A 19,258-nucleotide genomic window follows, 5' to 3' on the forward strand; every position below is an offset into this window, starting at 1 on the left:
CCGCCTGCTATGTAGTTTAATTCGCGGAAATTTGCCAGTTTTTGCCCATTCAAAAGCCGTATCGCCCGCAAAGAGGCGATACGAACTGCTTTTTTTACAAATTTATTACGAGCAATAAAATAAAGCGGTTAGTCGGTAAGGCGGCTCATCGGCACGTGGAAAAGGCGGGAGAAATTTGCGGTGGTAGCTTCTGCCAGCGTTTCAATACTGACGCCCTTCACTACGGCCATATAGTCCGCTACATCGCGCGTGTAAGCAGGCTGGTTCTCTTTGCCACGGAACGGCACTGGCGCCAGATAAGGCGAATCGGTTTCCACCAGCATGCGATCGAGCGGAACATAGCGTGCCGCCTCGCGGATCGTTTCCGCATTGCGGAAAGTGGCAATGCCGGAAAACGAAATATAAAAGCCCATATCCAGCAGCTTTTCCGCCGTTTCCCGATCTTCCGTGAAGCAGTGCAGTACGCCGCCGCACCCTTCCACTTTCTCTTCTTTCAGGATCGCCAGCGTATCCTCGCGCGCATCGCGCGTATGCACAATAACCGGTTTATTCAGATCGCGGCCGATACGAATATGCTCGCGGAAAGAGGCCTGCTGCTGCGCCATGGTTTCTTTCTGATAATAGTAGTCCAGCCCGGTTTCGCCCATGGCGATAACACGCTCGTCGGCGGCCAGCTGGCGCAGCTCGGCAAAATCATAAGGCTCATCCTGATTGAGCGGATGCACGCCGCAGGAGTACGCCACGTTGGGACGATCGCCAATCAAGTCGGTCATCGCTTTATAGCCGGGCAGCGTGGTCGCTACCGCCAGCATAAACTTCACGTCACGTGCGGCGGCTTTTGCCAGCACGTCATCCACATCGCGGTGCAGGCTTTCATAATTCAGACCGTCAAGATGACAGTGGGAATCTACTAAAAACATAATTATTCTCTGGTTCGTTAGCCGACCACGGAAGCGTGGAGCATTTGCTCCCATGCCAGTAGCTGGTCGGTCAATAAGAGTTCACGGTTTACGGCCACCACGTTCAGCAGACGATCGCGGCACAGAAACCATTGCCGAACGCTTTCATCCAGCGCGCTGGCCGGTAGCTGACGGGCAATCTCCGCTACCAGCGTCTGGCTGTCGGCGTTGGAGATAAAGCGTCCGCCGCCCTGCTGCCATTTCAGCGCGTCCACCAGCAGGGCGCAGAGCCAGCCGGTTCGCGCCGCCGCGTCGTCGTGGTTCAGAACGGGCAGCAAGGATAGCATATCTTTTTGCAGCGCCCCCGGCAGCGCCTCGCACAGCGCCTGCCGCGCCGCCCAGCTTTTTTCCAGCAGCGTTTGCGCTGCTGCTGGCGCGCCGCCGCTTAGCCGCAGCGCGGTCAGGCAATCCTGCGGTGATGCGCCAGCCTGCTTTTGCAGCCAGCTCAGGCTTTGCGCCTCGTCCGGCGCGGCCAGGTGAACGCTTTGACAGCGGCTGCGCAGCGTGGCGAGCAGCTGTGACGGCTGCTGGCAACAGAGCAAAAACCAGGTGTTAACCGGCGGCTCTTCCAGCGTTTTCAGCAGAGCGTTAGCGGCGGCCTCCGTCAGCTGAGCCGCATCGGGCAGCCAGACCACTTTTGCCCCGCCCTGCTGGGCATGATGGAAGAGCTTCTCCGTGACCCCGCGCACCGCATCAATACCCAGCGAGCTTTTGCCCTTTTCCGCCGTCAGTTCATACCAGTCCGGGTGCGTATGAGCCTGCATCAAACGACAGGCGTGGCACTCGCCGCAGCTTTTCAGCCCGTCTCTGCGCTGGCACATCAGCCAGCGGCTGATCCCCCAGACCAGCGAGGCATCGCCCATGCCCGGCAACGCCTGGAGCAGCAGTGCGTGGTGTCCGCGTCCGGCCTGATGCTGGCCAACGATCTGCCGGTAAGGCTGATTAAGCCACGGATACCAGATCATGACCGTACCTGTAACCACTGCGCCAGCGTCTGTCGGATAGCGGCGGAGACGCCCTCTATATCCTGCGTGGCGTCGATGGTTTTAATGCTTTCGTCCGCGGCGGCCAGCGTCAGATAGCGTTCACGCGTGCGGGTAAAGAAGTTCAGCGACTCCTGTTCGATACGATCTAATGCGCCTCGCGAGCGGGCGCGTTGCAGGCCGATTTCTGGCGTCACGTCAAGATAGAGGGTCAAATCAGGCGCGAAGTCACCCAGCACACTCTGTTTCAGCTGCTCCATCAGACGGATGTCCATGCCTCGCCCGCCGCCCTGATAGGCCTGAGAAGAGAGATCGTGGCGATCGCCGACCACCCAGGCACCGCGCGCCAGCGCCGGTTTAATGACATTCTCCACCAGCTGTACTCGCGCCGCGTAAAGCATCAATAGCTCCGCGCGGTCGGTAATCTGCTCGCCTTCAATTCCCTGCTTGATCAACTCGCGGAGTTTTTCCGCCAGCGGCGTGCCGCCCGGTTCGCGGGTAAAGACGATATCCTCAATGCCGTGCTGTTTAAGCGTCGCAACGATGGTATCCCGAGCGGTCGTTTTGCCCGCGCCTTCCAGCCCTTCGATAACGATAAAATTACTTTTCATTTTTTTCCTTGAGCAGCAGGCGCCACGCCTGGACCGCACGATTGTGGCTCGCCAGGTTAGTGGTAAAAGCGTGTCCGCCTTTGCCGTCCGCAACAAAATAAAGGAAGTCCGTTTTTTCCGGATGCGCCGCGGCTTCCAGCGAGGCTTTGCCCGGCGTGGCAATCGGTCCCGGAGGCATTCCGGCAATGACATAGGTGTTATAGGCCGTCGGCGTTTCCAGATCCTTGCGCGTCAGCGTGCCTTTATAGCTGTCGCCCATGCCGTAAATCACCGTCGGATCGGTCTGCAAACGCATTCCCAGCCGCAGACGATTGATAAATACCGAAGCGACCTTGCTGCGCTCCTCGCCCAACGCCGTCTCTTTTTCCACAATCGACGCCATGGTTAACAAATCGTTCTTGTCTTTATAGGGCAGCCCGTCGGCTTTGTTCTGCCACAGCGTATCGACGATTTTTACCATCTGGCCGTGAGCCCGCTCCAGGATCGCCACGTCCGTGGTATTGGCGGTATAGGAATAGGTGTCGGGATAGAACCAGCCTTCGACGTTTTGCGGCGACATTTTCAGCGCCTGACCCAGCGTGGTCAGTTTATCGTCAGCCAGCGTGTGTTTGATATAGGGCGCTGCGCGCAGCTGCGCCAGCCACTCCTGCATCCGCGACCCTTCGATAAACCGGATCGGAAACTGCGCCTCTTTACCGCTGGAGAGCAGCGCCAGCATCTGCCGTACCGTCATACCCTGCGTAAAGCGATAGGTACCGGCTTTAAAATTGGCCAGCTCCGGCTCCAGCTTGAGCAGCCAGCCAAACCAGATGGAATGCGGAATAATTTTTTGCCTGTTCAGCTCGGCTTCCAGCACCACGCGGCCCGATCCGGCCGGAAGCGTGAAAATCGTCTCGTGGTTAATCGAGAGCGGCGAACCGGCCAGCTGCTTAATTTGCCAGTAGCTGAAAGCCAAACCGGCGATAACAAGCGCGACGATCCCGCCGACTAGTTTGCGTTTTACTGTCATAAATTTCCCTGAAAATCGTGCTCATTGATTCGATTAAACAACGTTCTTGAGCGATAAAACCGGTTGTCTATCTCCACTACCGGCAGCACTGGCATCAGCGCATTGGTGATAAAAATTTCGTCCGCTTCTTCGAGGATCTGTGGCGGTACGCTGACTTCACTGACTCTGACACCCTGTGCGGCCAGCAGCCGCATCACCCGCTGACGCTGGATACCGTTTACGCCGGCCTGCGTCATGTCGGGGGTAAACACTTCCTCGCCTTTACGCCAGAATAAATTTGCCGCACAGCATTCCACCAGCAGCCCCTGAGTGTCAAGAACCAGCGCTTCGTCAGCGCCGGTCTGCTCAAGCTCTGTGCGAATGAGTACCTGTTCCAGGCGATTAAGATGCTTGATACCGGCTAACTGCGGATTGCGGCCCAAACGGATGGTGCTTAGCGCCAGCCTTACGCCCGTCTGACGCAGCTGATGATAATGCGTCGGATAGTCCGACAGCATAATGATGCGTGTAGCCTGCTGGCAGCCGCTGATGCTGTAGCCACGGCCGCCGACACCACGGGAAATAATAACTTTAAGCACGCCGGTTGTACGCGTCGCGGCGGCTATCTTTATCTCCTGCCGCAGGGCTTGCCAGTCAACATCACGGATTAGCAGGCGCTCGCAGGCCTGCTGTAATCGTTCAAGATGCGCGCGCAGGTCGAAGACTTCACCCTGCTCTATACGGGCCGTAGTAAAACAGCCGTCACCAAACTGTACGGCGCGGTCCCTGACGGACAAATGCTCCTGAGGCTGACCGTTTATCCAGATCATCTGCTCTCCTTATTTGCTACGCGCAAGCTTACCTGCATCCTCGCGTAGATTCACGTCCCTTTAAACGGCTAAAGTAACATGGGGATAAAACAAAAAAGGCCCGCATTTGCGGGCCTGCAAATAAAAATAACCTTTTGCAACATAAGTAATTTAACTTCACAGCCTTTGCTTTATGTTCATGCTCATTTTCAGGCCAGGCAGGCTAACATTATGTAAAATTGTAAACAACCTGCACAATGACGGTTTTTTCTCCCCTCAATACCCCGACATAAATTATTTCCAGAGGATCTGAGCCACGCCAGCACACTGACTCTGCATCACATTCATTTTGTTGCTTATAACCGGCTGAAGCCAGATAATTATTAACTCTGTGAGTATCCGCAGTATCATAAAATTTTATTGCATAGACGTGCGTTGCCGGGCCAGTAATGTTGGCAAAATCGAAGTCATAGCGACAGGAAATACGCGGCATTTTTTTGAGGATATCAGGCGTATAAAAATTGTATTCACGCTTATCCTGTTCGGTATAGTGTGCGCTACCAGCAAACTCCATCCTTATGTAAGGCCAGGTACTGGCAAGTGCGGCAACAGCCACTATAAAAACAGGACAAAGTATCTTCAACGATTTATGCATAGGGCAATGTGCCTCCCTTTGCTTTATCAATGTACGAACCATCAGCGGAAGCGATACTGACCTTCCCGGAATGAAAGTCATCCCACGGCCTGACCCGGTTCATAAAATCAGGTAATACACCTTTATGCGGCCTGGCATTAGGGGATTTTTCAGGATCGGGGAAAAGAAGCGGTAAAAAGGAATCGTTTTTAAAGGATCCTATTGGGCCGTAATGATCCCAACGCCTGAGCGCCTCTTTCTTACTTACAGGTCGTAATGCTGGAAAAACATCGTGGCTGGAAATGACGCGGTAGAACCCCAGTAGATCTGAAACCAAATCTTCCCCGCTAAATCCACTATCCGTCATAAGATTAACCGGGAACGAGGCCTGCAAACCTTCAAATTTCCGTGCCAGCGACATCATCATTGCCAGTGCAATACTTTGCCGTTCAGAATTAGAACGCCCTTTCTTAATGCGCCAGGTTATAAATTTACCTGTCCTGTAAGAGTGAGTCGGGTCAACCATAGCCTGTGAATAAGAAACGTCATAATACGCCTGACCTGAGTGCTCTCCGTTATCGATTTTTCTCAACAGGCTTTTAATATCGCTACCCTGCGCATGACCGAGATCGACCCATCCAGGTACTTCCGTATAAATCAAACCATATCTTAAATGACTTTGGCGACCGTCAATTATATTTTGCCGTTTACTCATTTATGGCGCTCCTTTCCATCAAAGTAGCCCAAATAATAACCAGGTAGTCACATCCCTTCCATCGACTATTTTCCCTTTCAGAATCAAGCCCACTGTAGAAAATTTTGGCTGGAATTACGCAAGCACACCCGGCGCGGTGCTGGTTTGTCTGCAAACTATTTATTTTGTCAAATTACAGGGCTGCGTACGCTGCAATGGCGGCCAGGCCTGAATGACTCAGTAAGCTACAGGCGACACTTTGATAAGCGTATAAAACCCCGCGCGAGTGACAATTTAGCCGATTCGAAGACTGTACTTCTGTTTAAGTGTACTTGCCTGCTGCCGGCCGGGTTAATACAGAGTGCATCGGACGCCGCATCAACAAACGAATGCAGAGGGCCACATTTGCGGATTCCAGAGTAACCGTGATGTACCAAAAACATCTAAAATGCTGAATGAATTAAAACAGGCGTGGAATCCAGACAAAAAAGGCCCGCATTTGCGGGCCTTTTATCACAACAGGCAATCAGATTTTACGGAAGATCAGCGAGCCGTTAGTGCCGCCGAACCCGAAGGAGTTACACAGAGCGTACTCCAGTCCTTTAACCTGACGCGCCGTATGCGGCACAAAATCCAGATCGCAACCTTCATCCGGGTTATCCAGATTGATGGTTGGCGGAATGACCTGATCGCGCAGTGCAAGGATAGAGTAGATGGATTCTACTGCTCCCGCCGCGCCTAACAGATGACCGGTCATGGATTTTGTGGAGCTGACCATTACGTCATACGCCGCAGCGCCAAATACGGATTTCACAGCCTGCGCTTCTGCCACATCGCCCGCAGACGTCGAGGTGCCGTGTGCGTTGATATAGCCGATTTTTTCCGGCGACAGCTGTGCATCGCGCAGGGCGTTTTCCATTGCCAACGCCGCGCCCGCGCCGTTTTCCGGCGGCGAGGTCATGTGGTAAGCATCACTGCTCATGCCGAAGCCAACCAGCTCGGCGTAAATCTTCGCGCCGCGTTTTTTAGCATGTTCGTATTCTTCCAGCACGACGATACCTGCCCCGTCGCCCAGCACGAAGCCGTCACGGTCTTTATCCCACGGACGGCTTGCCGCCTGAGGATTGTCGTTGCGGGTAGAAAGCGCACGTGCCGCGCCGAAGCCGCCAATGCCCAGCGGCGTACTGCCTTTCTCTGCGCCGCCGGCAATCATGACGTCAGCGTCGTTGTAGGCAATCATACGCGCAGCCTGACCAATGTTATGCACACCGGTAGTACAGGCGGTAGAAATGGCAATGCTCGGCCCTTTCATGCCGTACATGATAGTCAGATGACCGGCAATCATGTTCACAATAGTGGAAGGCACAAAGAAAGGACTGATTTTACGCGGACCACCGTTCACCAGCGAGGTATGGTTTTCTTCTATCAGACCAAGGCCGCCGATGCCGGAGCCGATAGCGGCGCCGATACGGTGCGCGTTCTCGTCAGTAATGACCAGACCGGCATCCTGCATAGCCTGCATACCAGCAACAACGCCGTATTGAATGAAGGCGTCCATCTTGCGCTGATCTTTACGCGAGATAAACTCCTCGCAGTTGAAATCCTTTACTAAGCCAGCAAAACGCGTTGCGTAGGCACTGGTTTCAAAATGGTCGATCGGGCTGATGCCACTCTGACCGGCAACAAGAGCATTCCAGGTAGACTCTACGGTATTGCCGACAGGAGACAACATGCCAAGACCGGTCACAACTACACGACGCTTAGACACGTTCGTCCTCCAGGGAGGGGATAAAAGAAAATCAGTGGGGACTACAGATAAAACTCAGGCGGTCGAGCGACCGCCTGGAGATGCTCACTTACGCCTGGTGACCATTGATGTAATCAATAGCAGCCTGAACGGTAGTGATTTTCTCAGCTTCTTCGTCCGGAATCTCGGTATCAAACTCTTCTTCCAGAGCCATTACCAGCTCAACGGTATCAAGAGAATCAGCGCCCAGATCTTCTACAAAAGAGGCAGTGTTAACAACTTCTTCCTGCTTAACGCCAAGCTGCTCGCCAATGATTTTCTTAACGCGTTCTTCGATAGTGCTCATACTATTAAATTTCCTATCAAAACTCGCTTTCGCGATGGTTTTCGTAGTGTATAAAATGTTGAAAAAGATGCAACTAAATCCCGGCTGGTCAAACCACGAATTTACGCTATTTTGCGGGCATTACCGCAAATAACGCAAATAGTTTTCGCGATTATCAGACCATATACATTCCGCCGTTGACGTGCAGCGTCTCACCGGTGATGTACGCCGCCTCGTCAGAGGCTAAAAATGCAACGGCACTGGCGATTTCCTGCGCGCCGCCTAAGCGACCCGCCGGCACTTCCGCCAGGATGCCCGCACGCTGCTCTTCAGTCAGCGCACGCGTCATGTCGGTTTCAATGAAACCGGGAGCCACAACGTTAACGGTAATACCACGTGACGCGACTTCACGCGCCAGTGACTTGCTGAAGCCGATCAAACCCGCTTTTGCTGCCGCGTAGTTTGCCTGACCCGCATTACCCATTGTTCCAACAACGGAGCCAATGGTAATAATTCGGCCCACGCGTTTTTTCATCATAGCGCGCATTACCGCTTTTGACAGGCGGAATACGGAAGTCAGATTAGTATCCAGGATATCCTGCCACTCGTCGTCCTTCATACGCATCAGAAGATTATCACGCGTAATGCCAGCATTATTGACTAAAATGTCCACTTCGCCAAATTCTGCACGAATATTTCCCAACACTTCGTCAATAGACGCGCTGTCGGTAACATTCAGCAGCAGGCCTTTGCCATTGCTGCCCAGATAAGCGCTGATTGCATCCGCACCGCTCTGGCTGGTGGCGGTACCAATTACCTTCGCGCCACGCGCGACCAGGGTTTCTGCAATCGCACGGCCAATGCCGCGGCTCGCGCCGGTCACCAGCGCAATTTTTCCTTCGAAGCTCATCTTCATCCTCTTTTTACTGCTCGACCGCCGCTGACAGGCTGGCCGGATCGCCGATCGCCGTTGCCGTCAGGGTGTCTACAATTCGTTTCGTCAGGCCGGTCAGCACTTTGCCTGGCCCTACTTCCAGCAGCGACGTAACGCCCTGCTGCGCCATGAACTCTACGCATTCGGTCCAGCGAACCGGGCTATAGAGCTGGCGGATCAGCGCGCTGCGGATTGCTTCAGGCGACGTTTCGCACTTAACATCCACGTTGTTGACCACCGGCACGGTTGGCGCGCTAAAGGCAATCGCCTCCAGCGCAACGGCCAGCTTGTCCGCGGCGGGCTTCATCAGCGCGCAGTGCGACGGGACGCTGACCGGCAGCGGCAGCGCACGTTTTGCGCCAGCGGCTTTACAGGCTGCGCCAGCGCGTTCTACGGCCGCTTTGTTGCCCGCGATAACAACCTGACCCGGCGAGTTAAAGTTCACCGGAGAAACAACTTCGCCCTGCGCCGACTCTTCGCAGGCTTTAGCGATAGCCGCGTCGTCCAGACCGATAATGGCCTGCATGGCGCCCGTGCCTGCCGGCACCGCTTCCTGCATCAGTTTGCCGCGCAGTTCGACAAGCTTGATCGCTTCTTTGAAGTCGATTACGCCTGCGCAAACCAGCGCACTATACTCGCCCAGGCTGTGTCCTGCCAGCATTGCAGGCTGAGATCCGCCTTTTTCCTGCCAAACGCGGAAAATAGCAACAGATGCGGCCAGCAAAGCGGGCTGCGTCTGCCAGGTTTTGTTCAGTTCTTCAGCAGGGCCATTTTGCACCAGCGCCCACAGATCGTAACCCAGCGCGTCGGAAGCTTCGCGAAACGTCTGTTCTACCAGCGCGTTTTCTGCCGCCAGTTCGGCCAGCATACCCACGGTCTGCGACCCCTGACCTGGAAAAACCATAGCAAATTGCGTCATTGTTATATCCTGTTAATCAAAAACGAACCAGCGCCGAGCCCCAGGTGAAACCGCCGCCAAAGGCTTCCAGCAGAATAAGCTGGCCTGGCTTGATGCGGCCATCGCGCACCGCTTCATCCAGCGCGGTCGGCACAGAGGCGGCAGAGGTGTTGCCGTGACGATCGAGCGTGACCACGACCTTATCCATTTCCATGCCCAGCTTGCGCGCGGTAGCGCTGATAATACGCAGGTTGGCCTGGTGCGGCACCAGCCAGTCAATCGCTTCACGCTCGAGGTTATTGGCCTGCAGCGTTTCTTCAACGATATGCGCCAGCTCGGTCACGGCAACTTTGAAGACTTCGTTGCCGGCCATGGTGACGTAAGAAGGCTGTGCCTGATTCTCGCGATCCTGGTTAGCCAGCGTCAACAGCTGGCCGTAGCGGCCGTCGGCGTGCAGATGGGTGGAAATGATGCCCTGCTCTTCGCTGGCGCCAAGCACCACGGCGCCCGCGCCGTCGCCGAACAGAATGATCGTGCCGCGATCCTCAGGATCGAGCATACGCGCCAGCACGTCAGAACCAATCACCAGCGCATTTTTTACCGCACCGTTTTTAATGTACTGGTCAGCGACGCTCAGGCCGTAGGTGAAGCCGGCACAGGCCGCCGCCAGATCGAAAGAGGCGGCATCTTTGATATCCAGCATTTGCTGGATCATACAGGCGGAGCTTGGGAAGGCGTGGCTGGAGGAGGTCGTCGCCACCACAATCAGGCCGATATCGTCTTTATCGATACCCGCCATTTCCAGCGCGCGCTCGGCGGCATGAAAACCCATCGTCGCCACGGTCTCGTCGGGCGCAGCGATGCGGCGCTCACGGATACCGGTACGGGTGACAATCCACTCGTCCGACGTATCCACCATTTTTTCCAGATCGGCGTTAGTCCGCACCTGTTCAGGCAAATAGCTGCCCGTACCGATAATCTTTGTATACATGTCCGCTCAGTCACTCTTAGGTAATACAGTTTCAAGGCGGGCGGCAATCCTTTCCGGAAGTTGCCGCCGCACCGCCTGCTCTGCCTGTTCTATCGCCGCAACAAATGCGCGCTGGCTGGCGCCGCCGTGGCTTTTTACCACGGTTTTGCGTAGCCCTAACAGGCAGGCGCCATTGTACTGGTCGGGATTAAGATGACCGAAGCGCTTAGCCAGGCGTTTTTTCAGCAAACGCCCCAGCAGCGACAGCCACCAGGCCCTTTTTTTACCTTCTTGCGATTGCAACAGCGAAAGAAACACTCTGACCACGCCTTCCATTGTCTTTAACGTGACGTTGCCGATAAAGCCATCGCACACAAGGACGTCCGTTTTCCCGGTAAGGAGTTCGTTGCCTTCGAGGTATCCAATATAGTTAATTTCCGGCGCGTCACGCAGAATACCTGCGGCGTCCCGAATCGTTTCCAGGCCTTTGGTTTCTTCCTGCCCAATATTCAGCAGCGCAACGCGTGGTCGGCTGATGGCCAGCACTTCTTCCGCCATGACCGCGCCCATTATGGCGAATTGCACCAGCATCGCGCTATCGGAATTCACGTTAGCGCCTAAATCCAGCAGCACCGTTTTGCCGGCCTGTACGTTGGGCAGCACGGTCATTAGCGCCGGACGCTCGATACCGTTTAACGATCCGAGCATGAGCTTAGCCAGCCCCATCAGCGCGCCGGTATTGCCTGCGCTGACGCAGGCGTCGGCCTGGCCTTCTTTTACCAGCTCAAGCGCCACGCGCATTGAGGAACCCCGGCTATGGCGAATAGCCTGTGCCGGTCTGGCATCACTGGCAATAACCGACTCGGCAGGAATAATTTGTAGACGTTCCCGGAGCGCGGAATCAGCTTTTGCGAGTAATGACGTGAGTGTGTCGGGATCGCCGACCAGAAGAAGATGTAGCTGCGGATCGGACGCCAGTGCCTGCATTGCCGCAGGCACTGTCACGCAGGGACCGAAGTCCCCGCCCATGGCATCAATCGCCAGGGTCAAACGTGTCAAAGTATCGCCGGCTGGGCCGTGAATTACTTAACGATGACCTTGCGACCGCGGTAGTAACCATCCGCAGTGATGTGGTGACGCAGATGCGTTTCGCCAGAAACTTTATCTACGGAAAGAGTGGCAGTGGTCAGCGCATCGTGTGAACGACGCATGCCACGTTTGGAACGGGTTGGTTTATTCTGTTGTACGGCCATGGACCTTACTCCTATTACTTACGCTTTAAACTGGCTAATACGGCAAATGGGTTTGGTTTTTCCGCCTCTGCAGGCAACTTGCCAAAGACCATGTCCGCCTCGGACACTTCACAGTGTTCAGAATCATGCACCGGAACGACCGGCAGGGCGAGGATAACTTCATCTTCCACCACCGCCAGCAGGTCGATTTCGCCAAACTCGTTGACTTCGACCGGCTCGTACGCTTCCGGCAGTGCCTCCGCCTGCTCGTCATTAACGATTGGGCTGAAGCAATACGTTACGTGGACAGAATGCGGAAAGTTCTGGCCGCAGCGTTGACAACACAGCGTAACGGAGACCGCCGCAGTGCCTTTCAGCACGGCTAAACGCTGATTGTCGATTGCGAACGACATCGAACATTCTACATCGCTATCCACACTCACTACCGATTCGGCAAGACGCTCCACCTGTTCAGGGGTGTAAACGCCCTGGTAATCCAGGCGTTTCTGAGCGGTGCGAACCGGATCGAGAGTCAGGGGTAATTTTACCTTTTGCATAGGGCGCGCATATTAACTTTGTAACGAGATAGAGTCAAAGAAAAAGGCCGTTTAACAGCATCTTTCACCCATTATTCGCAACCAGTGCGGCGCATAGTTTAAAATGTCCTGCACTCCTGCGCTATCTATTCCGGAAAAAATTATGACACAGCTGGTTCTGGCTTCAACCTCCCCTTTCAGAAAAGCCTTGCTTGAGAAACTGGGCCTCGCTTTTATTACCGCGGCGCCGGAGGTGGATGAAACGCCGCAGCCCGGCGAATCTGCGATAGATTTGGTACAGCGCCTTGCCGTCCAGAAGGCTCGCGCGCTGGCGGAAAGCTATCCTGACCATTTGATTATAGGCTCCGACCAGGTTTGCGTAATAGACGGTAAAATAACCGGAAAACCGCATACGGAAGAGAAAGCCTGCGAGCAGCTACGCCAGGCCAGCGGTCATAGCGTGATTTTTTATACCGGCCTTGCGCTTTTTAATAGCCGAGTCAATCGCATAAAGGCGATCTGCGAACCTTTCAGCGTGGATTTCAGATTATTAACGGAGCAGGAGATTATTAATTATGTTCGCAAAGAGCAGCCCTTGGGCTGTGCGGGCAGCTTTAAGAGCGAAGGATTAGGCATTACGCTGTTCGACAGATTAACGGGCCGCGATCCTAATACGCTGATCGGGCTGCCGCTAATCGCGCTTTGCGAAATGCTGCGCGAGGCGGGAATGGATCCGCTGGCAGGTTAGCTCCATGTCGGCACGGCTGCTTCAGGCGGGGCAGAAATTTTGAGGCTATGGAAGCGGGTACGTCGTTCAGCCCAGGCCAGAAGGTTTAAGGCTATGCATAATTCCCCATGGGCTAAGTCGCTTCAGCCTGGTAAGGAAGCGAAGGGGCTATCCGGATCCGGGACTCGCAAAAACGTCATCCCTGATACGCTCGGTTCGCTTATCTGCATAGCGCCTCCCGCCATTAGCCTTAGCGTAGCGCCAGGGAGGAATCGCTTAAAAACAGGGCCTGCAATTTATCACTAATTTATTGAAGGTATAGTATTCAGGACATACGATCGTCCGTTGTCTCTCACTGGCGAACCGTCCTTACCGCTGACGATCGCCAGAACTGGCTATGACCTGCCTTTACTGATGCCGTTCGTCCATGCCCAATGTCGAACAATACGGCATTCAAGATCACTTCGCCGGAGAGGTTTTTCGCAATACGGCCAGGCAGTGCTTAAGCTCATCATCCAGCGGCGCCTCCACGCGCATCACTTCTCCGCTGTTCGGATGGGTGAACCGGAGCGCAGCAGCGTGCAAAAACAGCCTTTTCAGACCCGTTCCCGCCAGCTGCGCATCGAAATCTCTTTCGCCGTAGCGATCGTCAAAGGCAATCGGATGCCCCGCATGCAGCGTGTGTACGCGGATCTGGTGCGTTCGCCCGGTAATGGGGCTGGCTTTGACCAGCGTCGCCTTTTCATAGCGCTCTTCAACTTTGAAACGCGTTTCAGAAGGCTTGCCTTCGCTGCTTACCCGCACTACTCGCTCGCCGCTTTGCAAAATGTTTTTCAGCAGCGGCGCCTGTACCGCCTTTACATGGGAAGGCCACGAGCCGCGCACCAGCGCCAGGTAATCTTTCTGCATCCCCTTTTCACGCAGCTGTTCATGCAGCGAACGCAGCGCGGAACGTTTTTTTGCGACCAGCAGGATACCAGAGGTATCGCGATCCAGACGGTGCACCAGCTCCAGGAAGCGTGCCTCCGGACGCAGCGCCCGCAGGCCCTCGATTACGCCGAAGCTTAGCCCGCTGCCGCCGTGAACGGCGGTGCCTGAGGGCTTATTCATCACCAGGATATAATCGTCTTCATAAACGATAGCGTTCGCCAGCGCGGCCACTTTATCCAGCTTTGGCGAAACGGCCGCTTCTTCGCGTTCTGCGACCCGAACCGGTGGAATACGCACTTCATCCCCGGCTTCCAGCTTGTATTCCGGCTTAATGCGTCCTTTATTTACCCGCACTTCGCCCTTGCGCAAAATGCGATAAATCATGCTTTTCGGCACGCCTTTTAGCTGCGTGCGTAAAAAATTATCGATGCGCTGCCCCGCGTCATCGGCGGCGATAGTCACAATTTGAACTGCAGGAGTATTGGTTTTCATGGTTGGCGATTCTAAATAGAGCGTCAGCATAGCGCCACTTCTTTTTCTGTGCTTAACTGACAGGGACCTCTGCCGCAGAAGGTTTATGCCTGTTTTTTCGGCAATTTGCTGAAAAGCGCTGCAAATCGTTTTAAAAGCTGGAATAAACTTCGCAGAGCGGGAAAAGTCACCTTGCTATCACAAGCTTAGCAGTGGAATAATGATTCCGTTTTACTGGCTCAACGCATGTGAAACAAGAGAATAGCGTTATAAGAATTTTGCCGGATCGTACATACACGCAGCAATGGCGTAAGACGTATTGTGCAATCAGGCATTTAGCGGGCTGCGGGTTGCAGCCTGGACGACAAGACGGGACAGGTTCACTCTGGTACCACTGGTGGTTATCCCTCTTTATAAACGCGCTGTTTTTCCAGTTGAAAAGCAGGCTACCGAGATTTGCGCCCCTTGAGCTGGCGACAACCGGGAGGTTGACGGCTTTGCGATGAGACACGGGGCCATCGGTTTAGACGCGTCCAGCGTTACTATGCCCGTAGCTTTGTCACTAATGTAAGAATAATGAGTAAGTTACGATGAAAAGAATGTTGATCAACGCAACTCAACAGGAGGAGTTGCGTGTCGCCCTTGTAGACGGACAGCGTCTGTACGATCTGGATATCGAAAGCCCAGGACACGAACAGAAGAAAGCCAACATCTATAAAGGTAAAATTACCCGCATCGAACCCAGCCTTGAAGCCGCCTTCGTTGACTACGGCGCTGAGAGACACGGTTTTCTCCCTCTGAAAGAAATCTCCCGCGAAAACTTTCCTGCCAACTATTCCTCTCATGGCCGTCCTAATATCAAAGACGTGCTGCGTGAAGGTCAGGAAGTGATTGTTCAGATCGATAAAGAAGAGCGCGGCAATAAAGGCGCGGCGTTGACCACCTTTATTAGTCTGGCCGGCAGCTACCTGGTGCTGATGCCGAACAATCCGCGCGCGGGCGGGATTTCCCGCCGTATCGAAGGCGATGACCGTACCGAGCTGAAAGAAGCGCTTTCCGCGCTGGATCTCCCGGAAGGCATGGGTCTGATCGTGCGTACCGCAGGCGTTGGCAAATCCGCCGAAGCGCTGCAGTGGGATTTAAGCTTCCGCATGAAGCACTGGGAGGCGATTAAAAAGGCTGCCGACAGCCGCCCTGCCCCCTTCCTGATCCATCAGGAAAGCAACGTTATCGTTCGCGCCTTCCGCGACTATCTGCGCCAGGATATCGGCGAAATCCTTATTGATAACCCGAAAGTGCTGGAGCTGGCTCGCCAGCATATCGCCGCGCTGGGTCGTCCCGATTTCAGCAGCAAAATCAAGCTGTACACCGGCGAAATCCCGCTGTTCAGCCATTACCAAATCGAATCGCAAATCGAGTCGGCCTTCCAGCGTGAAGTGCGTCTGCCTTCCGGCGGCTCTATCGTTATCGATTCCACCGAAGCGCTGACCGCTATCGATATCAACTCCGCGCGCGCTACCCGCGGCGGCGATATCGAAGAAACCGCCTTTAATACCAATCTGGAAGCGGCGGATGAAATTGCCCGCCAGCTGCGCCTGCGCGACCTTGGCGGCCTGATTGTTATCGACTTTATCGATATGACGCCGGTTCGCCACCAGCGCGCGGTAGAAAATCGCCTGCGTGAAGCCGTGCGCCAGGATCGCGCTCGTATCCAGATTAGCCATATCTCGCGTTTCGGCCTGCTGGAGATGTCGCGTCAGCGCCTTAGCCCGTCGCTGGGCGAATCCAGTCATCACGTTTGCCCTCGCTGTAGCGGCACCGGCACCATCCGTGATAACGAATCGCTGTCGCTTTCTATTCTGCGTTTGATTGAAGAAGAAGCGCTGAAAGAGAACACTAAAGAAGTCCACGCTATTGTCCCGGTACAGATCGCGTCCTATCTGCTTAATGAAAAACGTGAAGCGGTAAGCGCTATTGAAAAACGCCAGGGCGGCGTGCGCGCGATTATCGTGCCTAACGATCAGATGCAGACACCGCACTACTCCGTGCTGCGCGTGCGTAGCGGCGAAGAGACGCAGACCCTCAGCTATCATCTGCCTAAGCTGCATGAAGCCGAAATGGCGCTGCCTTCGGAAGAGGAGCACGCCGAGCGCAAACGCCCTGAGCAACCGGCTCTGGCCGCGTTTGTAATGCCGGATGCGCCGCCTGTGCCGCACGAGCCGGAACCAGAAGCGCCAGTCGAGCCTGCTGCCGTCGCTCAGCCTGCTGCCGCGCCTGCGGCTAACGAGCCGGGCCTGGTCGGCCGCTTCCTGCGTGGCCTGAAGAAGATGTTCGCTGCCGAAGAGAAGCCAGCCGAACAGCCTCAGCCTGCCGCCGTGGTGGTGGAAGAAGAGAAAGCGCCGGAAGCGACCCCGCCGCGCAGCGAGCGTCGTAACAACCGCCGTCAGAATAACCGTCGTGACCGCAACAATGGCGATCGTTACGGTGATCGTAGCGAACGCAATGGCGAACGCAACGAACGTAACGACCGCAACGGCGAACGCAACGACCGCAGCGGCGACCGCAGCGGCGAACGTAACGACCGCAACGGCGAGCGTAACGACCGCAACGGCGACCGCAATGACCGCAACGGCGAGCGTAACAATCGCAACAGCAACCGTAACGAGCGCATGGTGCGCGACAGCGATCCGCAGGCGGAAGCCCGCGAAGAGAATCGTCGCAACAAACGCAACGTTGCGCCGCAGGAAGATGCGCCAGTCAGTGAAGAAGTTCGCAACCAGCAGCGTGAAGAGCAGCAGCAGCAACGCCGTGAACAGCGCGCCGAGCGCAAACGCCGTCAGGAAGAAAAACGCCTGGCCGCTCAGGAAGAAAAAGTTGAAAGCGCACAGCCAGAAGAAGCTGCTGTCGCTGCTGAACAGGGTGAAGAGCAGGTTCAGGTAATGCCGCGTCGTAAGCCGCGCCAGCTGAGCCAGAAAGTGCGTATCGAGACGGCTGAGCAGACCGCAGCCCGCTCTTTCGCGCCGGAAGAAGCCGCGCCAGCTGAAGAACAGCAGCCAGCCCTGACCGAAGCGGTGGATATCGTGGAAGCCGACGAGGAGGAGCGCGACACCAACAGCATGCCGCGTCGTTCACGTCGTTCACCGCGTCATCTGCGCGTTAGCGGCCAGCGTCGCCGTCGCTATCGTGACGAGCGTTATCCAAACCAGTCGCCGATGCCGCTGACCTTTGCCGCCGCTTCCCCGGAAATGGCTTCAGGCAAAGTATGGGTCTCCTATCCGGTAGCCCATATCTCTGATAACCATGAGATTGAGCAGTCGGTAGTACCGGATTACGGCCACGAAGAGACGGCCGCAGCCGTTGCCGTAGCGGCCGCTGAAAGCCTGCCGCAGGACGTACAGGACGAAGCGCAGCCGGTACATATCGCTGAGCCACAGTCTGTTGAGCCAACAACACCGGCTGAAATCGCTGCTGCCGTAGCGCCGACAGCCGTAACCGATAACGCTGCGATTGCTGCGCCGGTGAATGAAGAACCTGCCGTTATCTCCGCCGCTGACGAAGAAGTCGCGAAAGAGGTTGCACAGGCCGCCTTCCCGACGGCGGAACCAGCGGAAAGCGAAGCTGTCGATCGGGCTTTCGCCGCTGATGTCAGCGAGCAGACAGAGCAGCAGGTAGCTGAGGTGCTTAACGCGCCAGAGGTCAAAGCCGACGTAGTGGCTTCCGAGCCGCATGCGCCGGTTGCCGGTCGCGACGAGCCTGCTTCTGCATCCGCACAGGCTGAAGCCGCAGCGCCAGCAGCGCAGACCGAGGCTCCGGCCCAGGCTGAAGCCGCAGCGCCAGCAGCGCAGACCGAGGCTCCGGCCCAGGCTGAAGCCGCAGCGCCGGCAGCGCAGACCGAGGATCCGGCCCAGGCTGAAGCCGCAGCGCCAGCAGCGCAGACTGAAGCTCCGGTTCAGGCTGAAGCCGCAGCGCCAGCAGCGCAGACTGAAGCTCCGGTTCAGGCTGAAGCAGCGCCAGTTGCTCAGTCAGAGGCTCCGGTTCAGGCTGAAGCCGCAGCGCCAGCAGCACAGGCTGAAGCACCGCGTGTTGCTTCCGCCGCGCCAGCGCGCCCTCAGGCACCTGCTGAAGCAGCTCCACAGGCTGCAGCACCGGCGTCAACAGCAGCCGTTGCTGAAAAAGCGCAGCCTGAAGTTGCCGCGCCGGCCTTTAAACATCATGCCACGGCACCGATGACCAAAGCGCCAGCGCCTGAGTACCAGGCAGAACCTGCTCGCAACAGCGACTGGGTGCGTCCTTCCTTCAACTTTGAAGGCAAAGGTGCCGCAGGTGGTCATGCCGCTACGCATCAGGCGACGGCTCCGGCTACCCGCCCTGAGTAAGCAGCAATGCTGATAAAAAGCCCCGGTCAGTGACCGGGGCTTTTTTTTGCCTGCGCTGACGCAAAACGATCCCGGCCGTGCGATATGCGCCGCTTCTCCGCCATCAATCACTATTTTTGACAGTAATTCTCCGCGCCAAACGCTCGGTTTTCGGCCCCGGTCGGGATCAGGCCAGCCGGACGGCTGCGCGATGGCTTTGCCGATTTTTTACGCTATGACGTGCTGATAGCGTAAGTGCTGCCCTTTCCTGCTCATAAACATGGCGTTGAACAGTTTATTATTGCGGGGCAAAGCGTTGACGCAGCCTGCCTGCAGGAGGGCGACGGTGTCGCTTAACGTCCCGGCGTGTCGCTTCCTTTTGGTACGGACAGCGAAGGGATGCCTGTTAACAGGCAGATTGTCGGCAAATGGCATGTAGAAGCGACTGTTTTACA

At 55.7% G+C, this 19,258-nt stretch carries 18 protein-coding genes; 2 read left to right on the forward strand and 16 right to left on the reverse strand.

All coding sequences use genetic code 11. The features are described from left to right. Window positions 1-128: 128 nt before the first annotated feature. The 15 genes from EGK14_RS19560 to yceD form a co-directional block, all read right to left on the reverse strand. Window positions 129-920, reverse strand: coding sequence for a metal-dependent hydrolase (locus EGK14_RS19560; protein ID WP_125290763.1), 792 nt, complete (start codon window positions 918-920; stop codon window positions 129-131). A 17-nt stretch (window positions 921-937) separates the two neighbouring features. Beyond that, complete coding sequence (holB, locus tag EGK14_RS19565) at window positions 938-1,924, reverse strand: DNA polymerase III subunit delta' (RefSeq protein ID WP_125290764.1); 987 nt, start codon at window positions 1,922-1,924, stop codon at window positions 938-940. Continuing rightward, window positions 1,921-2,553: a dTMP kinase gene (gene tmk, locus EGK14_RS19570; protein ID WP_125290765.1), complete on the reverse strand. Its 633-nt coding sequence runs from the start codon at window positions 2,551-2,553 to the stop codon at window positions 1,921-1,923. The genes holB and tmk overlap by 4 nt, the downstream gene beginning before the upstream one ends. After that, entirely contained in the window at window positions 2,543-3,562 is a 1,020-nt protein-coding gene (gene mltG, locus EGK14_RS19575) for an endolytic transglycosylase MltG (RefSeq protein ID WP_125290766.1), read from the reverse strand. The genes tmk and mltG overlap by 11 nt, the downstream gene beginning before the upstream one ends. Then, a complete protein-coding gene (gene pabC / locus EGK14_RS19580; protein WP_125290767.1) occupies window positions 3,559-4,371 on the reverse strand; it encodes an aminodeoxychorismate lyase in 813 nt (270 codons plus the stop codon). Before pabC ends, mltG begins: the two co-directional genes overlap by 4 nt. Before the next feature lie 208 nt (window positions 4,372-4,579). Next, window positions 4,580-5,005 (reverse strand): hypothetical protein, encoded by a 426-nt coding sequence (locus EGK14_RS19585; RefSeq protein WP_125290768.1) that lies wholly within the window; start codon window positions 5,003-5,005, stop codon window positions 4,580-4,582. Then, window positions 4,998-5,699, reverse strand: coding sequence for a hypothetical protein (locus EGK14_RS19590; protein WP_125290769.1), 702 nt, complete (start codon window positions 5,697-5,699; stop codon window positions 4,998-5,000). Before EGK14_RS19590 ends, EGK14_RS19585 begins: the two co-directional genes overlap by 8 nt. A 505-nt stretch (window positions 5,700-6,204) precedes the next feature. Continuing rightward, entirely contained in the window at window positions 6,205-7,446 is a 1,242-nt protein-coding gene (fabF, locus tag EGK14_RS19595; RefSeq protein WP_125290770.1) for a beta-ketoacyl-ACP synthase II, read from the reverse strand. 88 nt (window positions 7,447-7,534) lie between these two features. Further along, window positions 7,535-7,771 (reverse strand): acyl carrier protein, encoded by a 237-nt coding sequence (gene acpP, locus EGK14_RS19600; protein WP_004157115.1) that lies wholly within the window; start codon window positions 7,769-7,771, stop codon window positions 7,535-7,537. A 154-nt stretch (window positions 7,772-7,925) separates the two neighbouring features. Next, window positions 7,926-8,660, reverse strand: a complete 735-nt coding sequence (gene fabG, locus EGK14_RS19605; protein ID WP_125290771.1) for a 3-oxoacyl-ACP reductase FabG — start codon at window positions 8,658-8,660, stop codon at window positions 7,926-7,928. A gap of 13 nt (window positions 8,661-8,673) precedes the next feature. Next, window positions 8,674-9,603, reverse strand: a complete 930-nt coding sequence (gene fabD, locus EGK14_RS19610) for an ACP S-malonyltransferase (RefSeq protein ID WP_125290772.1) — start codon at window positions 9,601-9,603, stop codon at window positions 8,674-8,676. Window positions 9,604-9,619: 16 nt separating this feature from the next. Further along, entirely contained in the window at window positions 9,620-10,573 is a 954-nt protein-coding gene (locus EGK14_RS19615; protein ID WP_125290773.1) for a beta-ketoacyl-ACP synthase III, read from the reverse strand. A gap of 6 nt (window positions 10,574-10,579) precedes the next feature. Continuing rightward, window positions 10,580-11,611 (reverse strand): phosphate acyltransferase PlsX, encoded by a 1,032-nt coding sequence (gene plsX, locus EGK14_RS19620; RefSeq protein WP_125290774.1) that lies wholly within the window; start codon window positions 11,609-11,611, stop codon window positions 10,580-10,582. A gap of 23 nt (window positions 11,612-11,634) precedes the next feature. After that, entirely contained in the window at window positions 11,635-11,805 is a 171-nt protein-coding gene (gene rpmF, locus EGK14_RS19625) for a 50S ribosomal protein L32 (protein ID WP_013025362.1), read from the reverse strand. A gap of 14 nt (window positions 11,806-11,819) precedes the next feature. Further along, a complete protein-coding gene (yceD, locus tag EGK14_RS19630; protein ID WP_125290775.1) occupies window positions 11,820-12,341 on the reverse strand; it encodes a 23S rRNA accumulation protein YceD in 522 nt (173 codons plus the stop codon). A gap of 142 nt (window positions 12,342-12,483) precedes the next feature. On the opposite strand from yceD, the gene EGK14_RS19635 reads away from it, so the two are divergent. Continuing rightward, entirely contained in the window at window positions 12,484-13,068 is a 585-nt protein-coding gene (locus EGK14_RS19635; protein ID WP_125290776.1) for a nucleoside triphosphate pyrophosphatase, read from the forward strand. 438 nt (window positions 13,069-13,506) lie between these two features. On the opposite strand, the gene rluC is transcribed toward EGK14_RS19635, so the two are convergent. After that, window positions 13,507-14,469 (reverse strand): 23S rRNA pseudouridine(955/2504/2580) synthase RluC, encoded by a 963-nt coding sequence (gene rluC, locus EGK14_RS19640; protein WP_125290812.1) that lies wholly within the window; start codon window positions 14,467-14,469, stop codon window positions 13,507-13,509. A 569-nt stretch (window positions 14,470-15,038) separates the two neighbouring features. Here rluC and rne point away from each other — a divergent pair. After that, window positions 15,039-18,824 (forward strand): ribonuclease E, encoded by a 3,786-nt coding sequence (gene rne / locus EGK14_RS19650; protein ID WP_125290777.1) that lies wholly within the window; start codon window positions 15,039-15,041, stop codon window positions 18,822-18,824. Window positions 18,825-19,258 lie beyond the last annotated feature (434 nt).

The organism is Erwinia sp. 198 (assembly GCF_003937915.1).
GTDB lineage: Bacteria > Pseudomonadota > Gammaproteobacteria > Enterobacterales > Enterobacteriaceae > Erwinia > Erwinia aeris.